This is a genomic window from Flavobacterium ranwuense (assembly GCF_004349315.1).
Lineage (GTDB): Bacteria > Bacteroidota > Bacteroidia > Flavobacteriales > Flavobacteriaceae > Flavobacterium > Flavobacterium ranwuense.
Map to the genome: position 1 here is coordinate 230,421 of NZ_SMLH01000004.1, position 13,735 is coordinate 244,155.

The 13,735-nt window shown below is 32.7% G+C and carries 13 protein-coding genes; 8 read left to right on the forward strand and 5 right to left on the reverse strand.

What is annotated here, in order from left to right:
- The first annotated feature begins 2 nt into the window (after nucleotides 1-2).
- The 3 genes from E0I61_RS09295 to E0I61_RS09305 are packed head-to-tail and all read left to right on the forward strand — an operon-like array spanning nucleotide 3 to nucleotide 3,007.
- Entirely contained in the window at nucleotides 3-362 is a 360-nt protein-coding gene (locus tag E0I61_RS09295) for a DUF3703 domain-containing protein (RefSeq protein ID WP_132070915.1), read from the forward strand.
- Between the two features lie 3 nt (nucleotides 363-365).
- Complete coding sequence (locus E0I61_RS09300; protein ID WP_132070917.1) at nucleotides 366-980, forward strand: class I SAM-dependent methyltransferase; 615 nt, start codon at nucleotides 366-368, stop codon at nucleotides 978-980.
- Nucleotides 981-982: 2 nt separating this feature from the next.
- Entirely contained in the window at nucleotides 983-3,007 is a 2,025-nt protein-coding gene (locus E0I61_RS09305) for a heavy metal translocating P-type ATPase (RefSeq protein ID WP_132070919.1), read from the forward strand.
- 49 nt (nucleotides 3,008-3,056) lie between these two features.
- Here E0I61_RS09305 and E0I61_RS09310 read toward each other — a convergent pair whose 3' ends face one another.
- From E0I61_RS09310 to E0I61_RS09330, 5 genes are all read right to left on the reverse strand, one after another.
- The gene (locus E0I61_RS09310) at nucleotides 3,057-3,305 is read right to left on the reverse strand and encodes a hypothetical protein (RefSeq protein WP_132070921.1); all 249 of its coding nucleotides are present in this window, start codon (nucleotides 3,303-3,305) and stop codon (nucleotides 3,057-3,059) included.
- 232 nt (nucleotides 3,306-3,537) lie between these two features.
- Nucleotides 3,538-6,015, reverse strand: coding sequence for a TonB-dependent receptor domain-containing protein (locus E0I61_RS09315; protein WP_132070923.1), 2,478 nt, complete (start codon nucleotides 6,013-6,015; stop codon nucleotides 3,538-3,540).
- Nucleotides 5,954-7,321: an HTTM domain-containing protein gene (locus E0I61_RS09320; RefSeq protein ID WP_132070926.1), complete on the reverse strand. Its 1,368-nt coding sequence runs from the start codon at nucleotides 7,319-7,321 to the stop codon at nucleotides 5,954-5,956. Before E0I61_RS09320 ends, E0I61_RS09315 begins: the two co-directional genes overlap by 62 nt.
- Before the next feature lie 2 nt (nucleotides 7,322-7,323).
- Nucleotides 7,324-8,439, reverse strand: a complete 1,116-nt coding sequence (locus tag E0I61_RS09325) for an imelysin family protein (protein WP_132070928.1) — start codon at nucleotides 8,437-8,439, stop codon at nucleotides 7,324-7,326.
- A gap of 73 nt (nucleotides 8,440-8,512) precedes the next feature.
- Nucleotides 8,513-9,745, reverse strand: coding sequence for a DUF4856 domain-containing protein (locus E0I61_RS09330; protein WP_132070930.1), 1,233 nt, complete (start codon nucleotides 9,743-9,745; stop codon nucleotides 8,513-8,515).
- A 283-nt stretch (nucleotides 9,746-10,028) separates the two neighbouring features.
- On the opposite strand from E0I61_RS09330, the gene E0I61_RS16465 reads away from it, so the two are divergent.
- From E0I61_RS16465 to E0I61_RS09355, 5 genes are all read left to right on the forward strand, one after another.
- Nucleotides 10,029-10,220, forward strand: a complete 192-nt coding sequence (locus E0I61_RS16465; protein WP_262708578.1) for an imelysin family protein — start codon at nucleotides 10,029-10,031, stop codon at nucleotides 10,218-10,220.
- 688 nt (nucleotides 10,221-10,908) lie between these two features.
- Nucleotides 10,909-11,277, forward strand: coding sequence for a hypothetical protein (locus E0I61_RS09340; protein ID WP_132070932.1), 369 nt, complete (start codon nucleotides 10,909-10,911; stop codon nucleotides 11,275-11,277).
- 153 nt (nucleotides 11,278-11,430) lie between these two features.
- Nucleotides 11,431-12,324 carry a DUF3347 domain-containing protein gene (locus E0I61_RS09345; protein ID WP_132070934.1) on the forward strand — a complete coding sequence of 298 codons (894 nt, stop codon included), beginning with the start codon at nucleotides 11,431-11,433 and terminating at the stop codon, nucleotides 12,322-12,324.
- Nucleotides 12,325-12,341: 17 nt separating this feature from the next.
- A complete protein-coding gene (locus E0I61_RS09350) occupies nucleotides 12,342-12,965 on the forward strand; it encodes a heavy metal-binding domain-containing protein (protein WP_132070936.1) in 624 nt (207 codons plus the stop codon).
- 34 nt (nucleotides 12,966-12,999) lie between these two features.
- Nucleotides 13,000-13,734: a DUF3347 domain-containing protein gene (locus E0I61_RS09355; RefSeq protein WP_132070938.1), complete on the forward strand. Its 735-nt coding sequence runs from the start codon at nucleotides 13,000-13,002 to the stop codon at nucleotides 13,732-13,734.
- Nucleotide 13,735 lies beyond the last annotated feature (1 nt).

The window sequence follows — 13,735 nt, forward strand, 5'->3', positions numbered from 1 at the left end:
CGATGAAATTCTATATTACAATACCAAAAGCACTGATGCCTTTTTACCACAACGAGTTAATTACTGCTCAAAACGATTTGAAAAGTAATAATTTGCAAAGTAGCTGGTGTCATTTGGAGCGAGCACATATTATTGGACAAAAATATCCTTATGAACATACTTATGTCCATTGGAAAATGTTGCAATTTGGATTTAGAATTAAAAGTCCTAAAGAAGTAATTGGTCAAATACCGAGATTGCTTGTTGGTGGAGTAAAATCGTTTGTTGGTCATATTCCTGTCGGTAATACAGGTGGTGCAAATGTACCTCCGTTGAAACCTATGGAAATACCTGAAGATATTAAAAAAATATTTATAGATTAAATTATGGAAAATCAAAAATCACATTGGGAAAATGTTTTTATAACTAAAAACCCGAATGAAGTAAGTTGGACACAAAAATATCCAAAGATTTCGATGGATTATTTAGAAAGTTTGAACCTGTCGAAAACCGCAAATATAATTGATGTTGGTGGTGGTGATAGTAATTTAGTAGATGCTTTATTAGGTAAAGGATATGAGAATATTTGGGTATTGGATATTTCTGAGTTTGCTTTAGAAAGAGCAAAGAAACGTTTAGGAGATAAAGCTGATAATGTACATTGGATTGTTTCTGATATTTCAGAATTTCAACCCAAAGAAAATTTTGATTTTTGGCACGATAGAGCCGTTTTTCATTTTTTGACTGAGCAGGAGGATATTGATAAGTATGTAGCAATAGTAAACAGTGCTATGGCTGATAACGGAAATTTTCTATTAGGTACTTTTTCTGAAAATGGACCACTTAAATGTAGCGGATTAGAAATAAAACAATACTCCGAAAATTCAATGAAGCAAACTTTTAGTGAAAGATTTGAAGCAATAAAGTGTTTTACCGAAAACCATACAACGCCATTTGATACAATACAGAGTTTTCAGTTTTGTGGATTTAAGAGAAAATAAATATGGTACATCAACATAAATACGATGCAAACGGCAAGCAGCTTTGTTGCACACTAGAAGAAAAAATAAACAACAAAACCGACAAACAAACGGGATGTTGTACCGTTGACTATAAATCCGAACATGCTGATGGTGACGGACACGACCATGACCATTCAGGCGGAAATGAAAGTACTTTCAAAATGTTCTTACCCGCAATTATTTCATTCGTTTTACTCCTTGTGGCCATTGGTTTTGACAACTACTTTACGCAAACATGGTTTACAGGTTGGCTGAGGATAATCTGGTATGTAGTTGCCTATGTTCCAGTAGGCTTCCCTGTTTTAAAAGAAGCATTGGAAAGTATTCGCAAAGGAGAAGTATTTTCGGAATTTTTATTGATGAGCATTGCTACCATTGGTGCATTTGCAATTCGTGAATATCCGGAAGGCGTTGCCGTGATGTTGTTTTATGCCGTTGGTGAAGTGTTTCAAACCTTGGCTGTTCAAAGAGCAAAAACAAACATCAAATTATTATTAGACCAAAGACCTGATGAAGCAACAGTAATGAATGGAGAAAATGCGACTATAAAAAAAGCATCTGAAATAACCATTGGTGAAATCATTCAATTAAAACCAGGAGAAAAACTAGCATTAGACGGAAAGTTACTATCGGATACAGCTTCGTTCAACACCGCAGCCCTAACAGGAGAAAGCAAGCCAGATACCAAACAAAAAGGCGAAACCGCTCTTGCCGGAATGATAAATCTGAATACAGTTGTTTTGGTCGAAGTAACCACAGCCTACACCGACAGTAAATTATCTAAAATTTTAGAAATGGTGCAGGAAGCAACAGCTAAAAAAGCACCAACCGAGTTATTCATTAGAAAATTCGCTAAAATATATACCCCAGCAGTAGTGTTTCTTGCCATCGGGATTTGTTTGCTTCCAATGCTATTTGTAGAAAACTACATTTTCAATGATTGGTTGTACAGAGCCTTAATTTTCTTGGTTATCTCCTGCCCATGCGCATTGGTTATTTCTATTCCATTAGGCTATTTCGGTGGCATTGGCGCAGCAAGCAAAAACGGGATTTTGTTTAAAGGATCTAATTTTCTGGATCTAATGGCATCCATCGAAGTAGTGGTTATGGACAAAACTGGAACACTGACCAAAGGGGTTTTCAAAGTACAAAAAGTGGTTGCTGTGGATATTTCTGAAGCCGACTTAGTAAAATATACAGCAGCACTAGAAACTAAATCGACCCATCCCGTTGGAACGGCTATTATCGAATATGCAAAAGGTTCAGAAAAAGACGCAACCGTTACTGACGTAGAAGAAATTGCAGGGCATGGACTTAAAGGAAAAGTGGACGGAAAGGAGATCTTGGCAGGAAATGTAAAGCTGATGAAAAAATTCAACATCAGTTATGATGTCGAAATCGATAATACACCTTTCACGATTATCGTTATTGCAATCAATCAAAAATATGCAGGGTATTTTTTAATTGCTGATGAAATTAAAGAAGATGCCAAAGAAGCGATTCAGAGTTTACATAAAATAAACGTGAAAACCGTAATGCTTTCGGGCGATAAACAAGCCGTTGTAGATGCAGTTGCAAAAGAATTAAACATAGACCAAGCATACGGCGATTTATTACCGGAAAACAAGGTAGAAAAAGTGGAGGAATTGAAATTACAAAACCTAAAAATTGCATTCGTTGGTGATGGTGTAAACGATGCACCAGTAGTTGCCCTTGCCGATGCCGGTATTGCAATGGGCGGTTTAGGAAGTGATGCAACAATTGAAACTGCTGACATCGTTATTCAAAACGATCAACCTCATAAAATATTCACAGCAATAAACATAGGAAAACAAACTAAGAAAATTGTCTGGCAAAACATCACTTTGGCATTTGTGGTTAAAGGGATTGTTTTGGTGCTCGGTGCAGGTGGTTTAGCGACCATGTGGGAAGCCGTTTTTGCCGATGTTGGTGTAGCTTTATTAGCCATTTTAAATGCCGTGAGAATACAGCGAATGAAGTTTTAAATCTGATATAAATAGAAGCGTCCCTTAATAGGGACGCTCTTTAAAATATTTATGATTTTTTTGGAGGTGTTTTTCCTCCTCCACAACAAGAAGCATCTACACTACAAGATTTTTTCTCATTAGAAACAGTTGCAGATTTTTCAGCTGTAGTACCCGAAACCGTTACTGATGTCTTTTTTGAAGAAACAGCTTCCTGTTTAGATATCGGATTTACTGCTTTTTTAGATTCTTTTTTAACATCTTGCGCATTCACATTCATTGCAAATGCAAATATTAAAATTGTGATTATATTTTTCATTTTTATTTGATTATCCTTAATTTATAGCTAAAGTTGGCGAGTTCTGCGTGCAATTTTCACGCAGAACTCGCCGATTTTAGCAGATTCCATATCAATCTATAAAAATCCGTTTTATATATCATATAGCTAATCAAATCGTGTGCTATTTTTTACCAAAATTTATTTTTGGGACATAAAATAATAAATACTATTGAAAAGTTTCTGTTTTAAAAAGACTGGCTTTATTAATATGCTAAAAAATAAACTCAAGCGTAGTATAAAAAGTTCTAGCATCAGAAGGTATTATTCCTGGTCCTGGATAACCGGTTGCTCTTCTGGTGAAATAACTATTGTTTGTGAAATTAGTGATCCCGGCTTCCAGTTTCCAGTTTTTCCATTTGTAGGAGGTTGAAAAATCAGCTACATAATAGGCTGGAATTTGACCAAAAATACCATACGTATTGTCATTTGCATCTGTTTTACTGTTGTTTGCTTCCGTAAATTGAGAGGATACATAGGTAAATTGTACACTCGAAATAAAATTTTTATACCCAATTCCTGTTCCTGTTTTTATATTATAAAGCGGTACAAATTCGACCTTGTTGCCTTCAATATTTGGTGCGTCTGATTTTAAATATTCCGAATTGGTAATAGCAATATTAGAAAATACATTCCAAACAAAGTTGTCGTTTTGTTTGAAAAATGTTTTATTTAGACTCCAATCGAACATCGTTTCAAAACCATAAGTGACAGCAGTTCCAATATTATCTCTAAACCTTACAATTGCTGCTGAACCGTTAGGGTTTCTAGTTTCGTATTCACCAATTTTATCATCATAATACAATCCGTAAACGCTTGCGTCAAAAGTTACTTTGTCGCCTATTTGCCCGCGAATTCCAATATCTGAAGTATAGCCTTTTTCATCTGTAATATTCTCATCAATCACCTGACTTGGACTTACCGTTCGAATATCATTAAAAGTTACCGAGCGATAATTTTGTGAAACATTCCCATAAAATTCAATTCTGTTTTGTGGTTTATAGCTCAATCCAACTCCTAGTAAAACAAAGTTTCGGTCTTTTATATTATTCTCAAACTTAGTTTCGTCTAAAATTACATTTCCGGCTAAATCCAGATTTATTTTTCTATAAGAACCTTCTGCCTGTGTTTTTATTTTTTCAAATCTAAAACCTGGGGTAATCGAAAAATTTGATGTTATCTTAAATATATTTTCTCCAAAAACAGATAGATTCAAGTTGGGATACGTATAATTGGATTGGTTGGCATAAAAAGGGAATTCTGCATCAGCAACATTAAAATTGGCATCGCTACCCGAACTTCCCGGACCTTGAATTCCTGAATTTTTGGATTGATAATATTTGGCTCCAATTAAAAAAGCACTGGTATTTTCTTTTATTTTGTACCGTTTTAAAAATCGTGCTTCTGCTCCCCAATTGACAAATTCACCTATTATTAAATCTCTTTCCGTTCCTACTACATCAGGATTAGAAACCCTATTAGAACGATAACCAACTGCTTTTCGACTGGCATCTAATCCAAATAATTGCAATGAAAAATCGGCATTAGCATCAAATTTATGTTTTAATCTCAAAGCAAATAAATTCCAATTTACCGCAAACCAATTTCGGGTTCTATTACTTTGCGTCGGGTTTTCGTTAAACATCACATCAGTCAATCCGCCGGCTTGTTGCGCTAAATAATTAAAATAAGTATAATCAAAATGCAATGATGTTTTATCATTGAATTGGTAATTTAAATTCCCAAAATAATTCTTGCTCTCAAATTCAGAATTAGGTCTAAAACCATTTCCTTGCTTGTAATTATAAAAGGTGTAGTAGCTGAATTTATCTTTTGTACCGCTTAATGAAGTAAAATTGGTAAACAATCCATAAGACCCAATAGTATTTCTTGTCGTAAATTCGAATGGTTTTTTGCTGGGTGTTTTTAATTTAAAATTAACTAATCCACCAAATTGCGTTCCGTATTGTAAAGATGCTGCGCCGCGAACTACTTGTATTTCTTCTAATGCTTCGGTGGGTGTGGCATAATAACTTTCAGGATAACCCAAAACATCAGCACTTATATCATAACCGTTTTGACGGGTATTAAAATTCGATGTTCTGTTTGGATCTAATCCTCGTCCACCAATACTTAATTGCAAACCGCCATCGGAACTTTCGTTGATTGTTAGTCCCACAACTTGTGCAAATATTTGACGGGCATTATTAGTTGCCTTGTTTGCCGTAAGTTTGTTTAACGAGATTACTTCTGTTTTCTTTCCGGCATAAATGGCCGTTTCATCAATGTCTTTTAATTTATTGAGTGCAAATATTTTTTCCTTTTGTTTATTGATTACCACTTCCGAAAGGTTGGTAACTTTATCTAAAACAATAAGAATGCTTTCTTCAGATGTTGAAACTGTTTTTTCTAAAACAGCATAGTTTTCTTTGTAAAAAACAAGTTCATAATTCCCCGATTTGTCTAATTCTATTGAAAACTCTCCTTTAGAATTAGATAAATATTTAGTCCCGGAAGTTTTATTATATACTTCAACTAAAGCTATTTTTTTGCCATTCCCATCTGTAATAACTCCCGAAATTTTATTTTGGGAGAAACTATTTATCGTAAACAATAAAAATAGAATGCAACTAAAATCCTTTAATTTCGTCGTTAAAAGGTAATATCCAAGTTTTGTGGTGGAATGTTTCATTTTCTTTGGCTAGATTTATTTTTGGATTGATATATTTTTGGCTTAACCTTCCGTTGAGAGCGACGTAGCTTTCTACTCTAACTTCGGGGTCATCAATGCCTTGTTTTTGGTAATAATCGTGTAAAAAATGTGCGTATTCCAAAATAAAATCCGGTTGAAACGACATTTGCTTTTCCTGAAAAGTGGTTAAAAAATGACTGTTATTTACCATTACATTTTCTTTCGTTTTCGCATCGGTAACACTAAATTGGGTATAACCGGCTTTTTCCATAAGCATCACGCGCCACGAAAACCGAAATCCTTCTTCTGTCCAAAATAATTCGTCCGGATACAATACATATCGGAAAGGAAACAATAACTGGAAAGTTATAAAACAGGTTAAAAAGGCTATTTTAGTTTTATAAATCCCATTGAAATTCTGAATTTTTTCTTTTCCGTTCTCAAAAACAGTTATACTGAAATTGAATAATTTTGAAACAATTTGTAAACACTTTTTATGAAAATCCGCATCAAAAAAGAGTAATGAACTTACGATCATTATATACGGAAAAACACCAATTGGGAAAAGAATTTTAGTCAGAATATGAAATACTACCACTAAAACAAAAGCGAATAATCGAGTTCTTTTATAAAGTAATAAAAAAGGAATACTTAAATCGTAAATCATTCCGGTCCAGCTAAAAACGTAATGCACCCAATTCTCGTTTAATAAAGAACCAATTATAGGTAAATTAGAGTTATTGGGTAACCAGATTTTGAGTGGCATAGCTTCAAAAAGCCAGTCGGAATTGAGCTTAGCCAGGCCTGCATAAAAATAGACAATCGCTAACAAAAGTTTTAAAATATCAGTGCTCCAACTCGGGATTTTTTGAAAGGCAATTTTAGGATTTCTATAGGCATCAATAGAAAAATAGGCATTTGCCGGTAAAAAAATCAGTATAAAACTCACAACCGTAATAAAATAATAATGGTTCAGGTAAGTGGTTTTATCCATAAATTCAATATAGGTAAAACTCAGAAAAAAAGTAATAATAGATACTTTGTATTTGTATCCAATAGCGACAAATAAAGCTGCCAACCCTGAAATAAAAAACAATAAATACGTATAAATTCCTAATGGCTTTACCCACTCAAAGCCATAATACGTAAAGTGAAATTGGGGTTGGATATAAAATTTATCAATCCAACCGTAACTCACAAATCGTATTAGACTTAAAACCATCATAAAGCCAAACGCTAGCCTAAAAAAAGCTAGCGTTGATGCCTCTGAATATTTATTTAGATATTTTGTTGTACTAAAACCCATAATTAATCGCCATCGCCATCTACATAATCAATAGTGATGTTTAATGCTTGCATCATATCTAGTTTTGTGTAGATCACATTTTGCTGTAAAGCATCATAAGCGGCAATCATTTTTGAATTATCAGTATTTACTTGTTGTGAAAAACTGTTGTTAAGCGTATTGTTTACTGTATAAATAGTTGCAAATTGATTGTTTATAATATCGCTTAATTTTTGACCATTTCTAATAGCATTTAAAAAATCTAAATAAGATTTTAGACCTTCGCCAGTTGTTGTGCTATTGAAATGTTTTCCATTAAAAAAATCTTGTTGTGCTTTTATTGAAATATTCAACAACTCTTTTGAAATATCATTTTTATAATAACCTTCCACTTTTTCCGGATATTTGACACCGCTTGAAAAAATCCCTGCCGGAATTCCTATTTTCCCAGTACGAATATCTTTTTCAAGATTTTTTACAAATAGATTTGTTGTTTTGTTTACTGAACTACTTACCGAAGTCCCGTTATTAGATACATAGCTATTTCTAAATCCTGAATTCCAATCTGTTACAACTGCATCAATATTTGTTTTTAGTTTGCCGACAACAGCTGTTAAGTACTGCTTGTAATTTGTAGCATTTGTATTTGTAGTATAAAAACCAACAATTGATGCATCATTTGTACTCAAACCATTTATCAAATAATCCAATGCTGGAAAACCTTGTTTGTCAAGTTGAGACAACAATGCCAGATTGTAAGTTCCGGATGAAATATTTGATTCTATACCGATTGTATTCGTTGGATAAGTATTGGAAGCCATATTAAGATTGATTTCCTCTGCTTTACCCAAATTATACATCGATATATATTGATAGGCTTTGTAAGCGTCCAACCAAGAACTTCTAACCGCTTGAAGATTTACTTCCGTTGGAGTCGCAACAAAAGTATTTGAGTTCGTTATTAATATTTGAACCTTTGCTTGATAATTTACATAACTTGGAACAATGATATTGTCAGCCCAGTTGGTTAAAAGTGCTGTTCTATCATAATTATTCTCGTCAGTATTGTTATCTCCCTCATTTGATGAGCAAGCTACAACTACAACAATCAGACTTAAAATTAAAAGTATCTTTTTCATTTCTTAAAATTTTTTACAAAAGTACAAAAAGCAAGAGAAGTTAATTCCTCTTGCTTTGTTTTTTATTCTTAAATTAATTTACTGTTGCAGCTTGAGCAACTGTAAAACCAAATTTTGTTGCAATTTGTATAGATATAGCATCTAGTTTTGCTCCCAAGGTATCGATAGCCCACAAACCATTTGTTCCGCTAGTTAGTGAAGCCAACATGGCATCTACTTCTACTTTTGTAAAATAAGGACTATTTGTTCCTGGCTTATTTGTATAACGCAATGACATAATAAATCCATAACCTTCAGACAAAGCGTGAAAAGCTTTAGCACCATTATCAGTTGCTAGTTTACCTTTTCCTTCTTGTAAATAAAATACTGCTCTAACCGCAGGAATCATTGCTAATTTTGCTTTTATAACATCAATTTGTGCGTCACGAACTTTATAATCATTGGCAACAATTGCTGCTCTACCTTTACGGAAAGCCAAATCAATATCAGCTTTAAGGGTTTTAAAATCAGTATCGGCATTAACTTGATTGATATAACTGCTCCAGAATTTGAAAGTGTTTGGTGTAACAGTCAAATTATCTGCTCCATAAATATAACCATAAGCTTCATCCCAATTATGCTCCATTTCTGTATAACTCTTTCCTGTTAATAATATTTTGTTCGTATTATCAACTTTATTGGTTCCGCCATCAAGCTTGCTTACACTTAAATAATTATTGACAACTTGATCCATAAAACAAGCGCCCATCATTCCTTTTAATAAAACTTGTTGAGGCTCTAATCCATTTGCTGCAAATAATCGTTTGCTTGTTCCATCTAAATAAGCACCTGCAACACCCGCTGAAGCAGTTGCTCCTTGACTGGCAGCATCAGCATTGTCGAATTGGGTTTCAAATAAATCACGAACACTTACTTGTTCAGCTATTGAACCACCACCAAGATATAATGAAAAATAATCTTTTGAAGCAGCCGTTTTATCTTTTAATTGTTTTCCTGAAGCGTTTAAGCCTGTACCAGTAAAGCGATTGTTTGTATTTAAATACATTTCAGACAAAACTGCATCATCGGCTACAGTTCCGTTTGAAGCAGCTGTTTTAAAATAATTTCCCATTTCATCAAGCATTAATAAACGACTTGATTGTCCTGAATAATCTACAGAAGTTACCGCGTTTCTTTCAAATGTGTAAGTTGCAGGAACAGTATAATTAAAAGTTTCTTCAACTGGTGCATTATCATCATTTGAACAAGAAGCAAGTGCTAATAACAAAATTGGTAATGCGGAAAGAGATAATTTTTTAAAGTTCATTTCGGTTAATTTAGATTGAATTAAAATAATTTTCTGCAAATATAAAACCTAAAATGTAACAAACAAATTTTTTATTTAAATTTATTCTAAATAAAATGTAACGACTTAACAAAACTTTATATTTTTGTTTAAATTTAATTATTCTAAAGAAATATAAATATGGAAAAGTATTTTTAAAAGTGTCACTACTTTTAAAGCAGGGGTTTTAATAATTTTTTGTAATAATGATGATACCAATAATTCTACTGTAACAAAAAAACAACTTGTAGGAAATTATGCAAATATTGCTTTCGCAAATTATAAAAAAGCTTATGACGATGCAGTATTTCTAGAAACCGCAATATATACTTTTACTGCAACTCCAACAGAAGCAAATTTTACAATAGCCAAAACAGCTTGGAAAGCATTTAGAGAAAGTTATGGTACTACCGAAGCATTTCGTTTTGCCGATGGACCAATTATTGTCCTGAGATAGTCACATTAAAAATAAACATAAGATTTTTCTTATTATTCTATTATTCTAGCCTGTAAGGTGTTCAACTGTGAAAAAGAGTTCGACAGTCGAACTCTCACGCCTCCTTCAACTACAACTTTTTACCTTAAAAAACTTAGAATTATTAAAAAACGTTAAGAACACTTAGTTAAAGATTTTAACCTTAAAAAATGATCATCAAAAAATAGTTACTTAAAATATTAAAAATCAAAACATTAGGCTGTGATTTTAAGCTATCAAAAAAAGTTAAAATCGGTATAAGGTGTTCGGCTGTAGTCCCGGCGACTTCCAAAATCATTAGAATGTTGACCCTATTTGAACCAGTATTTCCAGTAAATACAGATGTTGAGAAAATTAAGCAATATTCATTCAATTATTTGAACCATAAAAAAACCTCAAAAATCAAATGACTTTGGAGGTTTGTAATTTTTTGTGGTCGATAGGGAGTTCGAACCATTACTCCAATAAAATTAAAGCATTTTAAAAGTTATTTTTTTTAAAATAACAAAGATTAAAGTAGTTTAGTCTTTATCTATTTGCTTCCCTAATAATACTCTTGATGAGAATATAAATCAAAACAAAATAGTAGTGATGAAATTTTTTTAACAAGTCTTTAGCGAGAATTAAGTTTATTTCTCTAACTTTGTTTAACATTAGATTTTCGATACAAATGAAAAAGTTTCACATTTTATTAATCGTTGTACTTGGCTTCTTCTTGATGCCAACGGTAACTTTTGCGTGTGAAAATAATTCAGAAAAACAATCTTGCAAAAAAGAAATCTCTTCTAAAACAGATAAAAGAGATTGTTGCGAAGGTGATAATCATTCGAAGAATAAAAATCATAAAGGTTGTGGAGGAAAATGCAGCCATTCTAAATGTGGTTGTGCTTCTTCTTGCAACACATCTGTTTCTATTAATGAATTGAACTTTAATAGAAATATTTTTAATTACTTTTCAGAAAAACAAAATTTTTACAATTACGAGACCCCCATTTCTTCTGGTTTCAATTCTTTATGGCTTATACCAAAAATAGGCTAAATTTTAAATTTGATAGCCATAATTGTGTCAAATAAAAAGCAATTATTGCTTTAAAATCATTTTTTTCTCAGTTAATTTCATTTTCAAAAGGACGGCTTTGTTGTGCTGTCATTTTGTTCTTGTTTAACTAATTCATTTTAAAATTATTTTACAATGAAATCACTAAAAAAAATAGTGATGGCAATAACTCTATTGCTATCAGTCGTAGTCGCTAACGCGCAAATTAAAAACGCTAAAACCGAAACCGTAAAAATATTCGGCAACTGTGGCATGTGTGAAACTACTATAGAAAAAGCAGGAAATCTCAAAAAAGTTGCCAAAGTAGATTGGAATGCAACTACTGGAATGGCTACTATCACTTATGATACCAAACAAACCAACCAAGATGAAATTCTAAAACGTATTGCTTTAGCTGGATATGATAGCGAAAAATTCCTTGCTCCAGATGATGTATATAACAATCTTCATGGCTGTTGTCAATATGATCGTGAAGCAAAAGTTGCAGTAAAAACCGAAATTAAATCAGACCCAAGTGATAGCGAAAAGGCGAAGCAAATGGCAACTATGGAAAATCATAGCGTTCACGCCAATCAATCAGAAACTCAAAAAATAGAACAAGTAACTCAAAATCAATTAAAACCAGTTTTCGATAATTACTTTTTATTGAAAGATGCTTTAGTAAAAACGGATGGCAAAACAGCTTCAATGCAATCTAAAAAATTGCTTTCTGCAATGAATGAAATAAAAATGGAAACATTGAAAATGGATGTACATATGATTTGGATGAAAGTTTTTAAAGATTTAACTGCTGATGCAAAAAATATTTCTGAAACACAGGATATCAAAAAGCAAAGAGAACTTTTTAAATCATTATCTAAAAATACGTATGAGCTGATAAAAGTTTCAAAATTTACTGAACCGGTTTATTATCAATATTGCCCGATGCAAGATGCCAATTGGTTAAGTAAAGAAAATACAGTTAAAAATCCTTACTACGGTTCACAAATGTTGAGTTGTGGTAAAACAGTAGAAACAATAAAACAATAAAATTAAAACTTTAAAAAATGAAAACATTAATTATCGTACTAAGCGTATTCTTAGCAGTAAATACATTGGCATCAGCTCAAGAAGCTACAAAATCTTCGCAAAAGGAAGCTCAAAAAACAACTTACACCTGTCCGATGCATCCAGAAGAAGTGAGTTTAATAGAAGGAAAATGTCCAAAATGTGGAATGGAATTGACAAAAATCACCGAAAAAATTGATACCCACGCTACAAAAGGAAGTCAACCTAAGAGTAAAACTGTAACGAAATATGTCTGTCCAATGGACGGCTTAACTTCTGATAAACCTGGAAAATGTTCTAAATGTGCAATGAAGATGGTAAAAACCACCGAAAAAATAGATACCCACGCTCTAAAAGGAAGTCAACCTATGAGTAAAATTGTGACAAAATATGTTTGCCCTACGGATGGTTCTACTTCTGTAACTGAAGGAATATGTTCTAAATGTGGAACGGGAATGGTAAAAATCACCGAAACAATAGATACCCACGCTACAAAAGGTAGTCAACCTAAAAGTAAAATTGTGACAAAATATGTTTGCCCAATGGACGGCTCAACTTCTGATAAACCAGGAAAATGTCCAAAATGTGGAATGGAAATGACTGAAAAAAAGTCTAAAAAGTAAGAAGCTAATAATATCAATTTAAAAAAATAATAAAATGAAAAATCTAATCCTTTCAGCCATAGCAATGGCATTTGTACTAGTTTCTTGTAACCAAAAAAATAAAGAAGCTGTAACAACTGATTCAGAAAAAACAGAAAGTACTTCACAATTGTATGCGTGTTCTATGCACCCCGAAATAACAGGAAAAAAAGGAGAAAAATGTTCAAAATGTGGTATGGAATTAACTGTACCCGTTGTACAAAATGAAGCAGCTCATGATCATACTGATGGTAGTCATAGTCACGATGATGCAGCGACAGTCGAAGTTAATACTGAAGCTACATCGGTTACCCAAACAACATTTTCTACAAATGAAATAATTTCTGATTATTTAAAATTAAAAAACGCACTCACAAAAGACGATACAAAAGGAGCAGCCAATGCGGGCAAAGCATTATATGCAACTTTAAATAAAGTCAATACCAATACAATAGATCCAAAATTAAAAACAGAATATATTGATATTGCTGATGATGCTAAAGAACACGCAGAACACATTGGCGATAATGTTGGAAAAATTGACCACCAAAGAGAACATTTTGCGATGTTGAGTAAAGATGTGAATGATTTGATAAAAATATTTGGAGCAAAACAAAAACTATATCAAGACTTTTGTCCTATGTATAATGAAGGAAAAGGGGCTATTTGGATAAGTGAAAGCAAAGAAATAAAAAATCCTTACTACGGTTCGAAAATGCTTACTTGTGGTTCTATGAAAAAACAATTATAAA

Coding starts and splice junctions, on each gene's coding strand:
- E0I61_RS09310 (WP_132070921.1), bottom strand. CDS start 3,305: ATGAAAAATATAATCACAATTTTAATATTTGCATTTGCAATGAATGTG.
- E0I61_RS09295 (WP_132070915.1), top strand. CDS start 3: ATGAAATTCTATATTACAATACCAAAAGCACTGATGCCTTTTTACCAC.
- E0I61_RS09350 (WP_132070936.1), top strand. CDS start 12,342: ATGAAAACATTAATTATCGTACTAAGCGTATTCTTAGCAGTAAATACA.
- E0I61_RS09330 (WP_132070930.1), bottom strand. CDS start 9,745: ATGAACTTTAAAAAATTATCTCTTTCCGCATTACCAATTTTGTTATTA.
- E0I61_RS09340 (WP_132070932.1), top strand. CDS start 10,909: ATGAAAAAGTTTCACATTTTATTAATCGTTGTACTTGGCTTCTTCTTG.
- E0I61_RS09305 (WP_132070919.1), top strand. CDS start 983: ATGGTACATCAACATAAATACGATGCAAACGGCAAGCAGCTTTGTTGC.
- E0I61_RS09320 (WP_132070926.1), bottom strand. CDS start 7,321: ATGGGTTTTAGTACAACAAAATATCTAAATAAATATTCAGAGGCATCA.
- E0I61_RS09300 (WP_132070917.1), top strand. CDS start 366: ATGGAAAATCAAAAATCACATTGGGAAAATGTTTTTATAACTAAAAAC.
- E0I61_RS09355 (WP_132070938.1), top strand. CDS start 13,000: ATGAAAAATCTAATCCTTTCAGCCATAGCAATGGCATTTGTACTAGTT.
- E0I61_RS09315 (WP_132070923.1), bottom strand. CDS start 6,015: ATGAAACATTCCACCACAAAACTTGGATATTACCTTTTAACGACGAAA.
- E0I61_RS09345 (WP_132070934.1), top strand. CDS start 11,431: ATGAAATCACTAAAAAAAATAGTGATGGCAATAACTCTATTGCTATCA.
- E0I61_RS09325 (WP_132070928.1), bottom strand. CDS start 8,439: ATGAAAAAGATACTTTTAATTTTAAGTCTGATTGTTGTAGTTGTAGCT.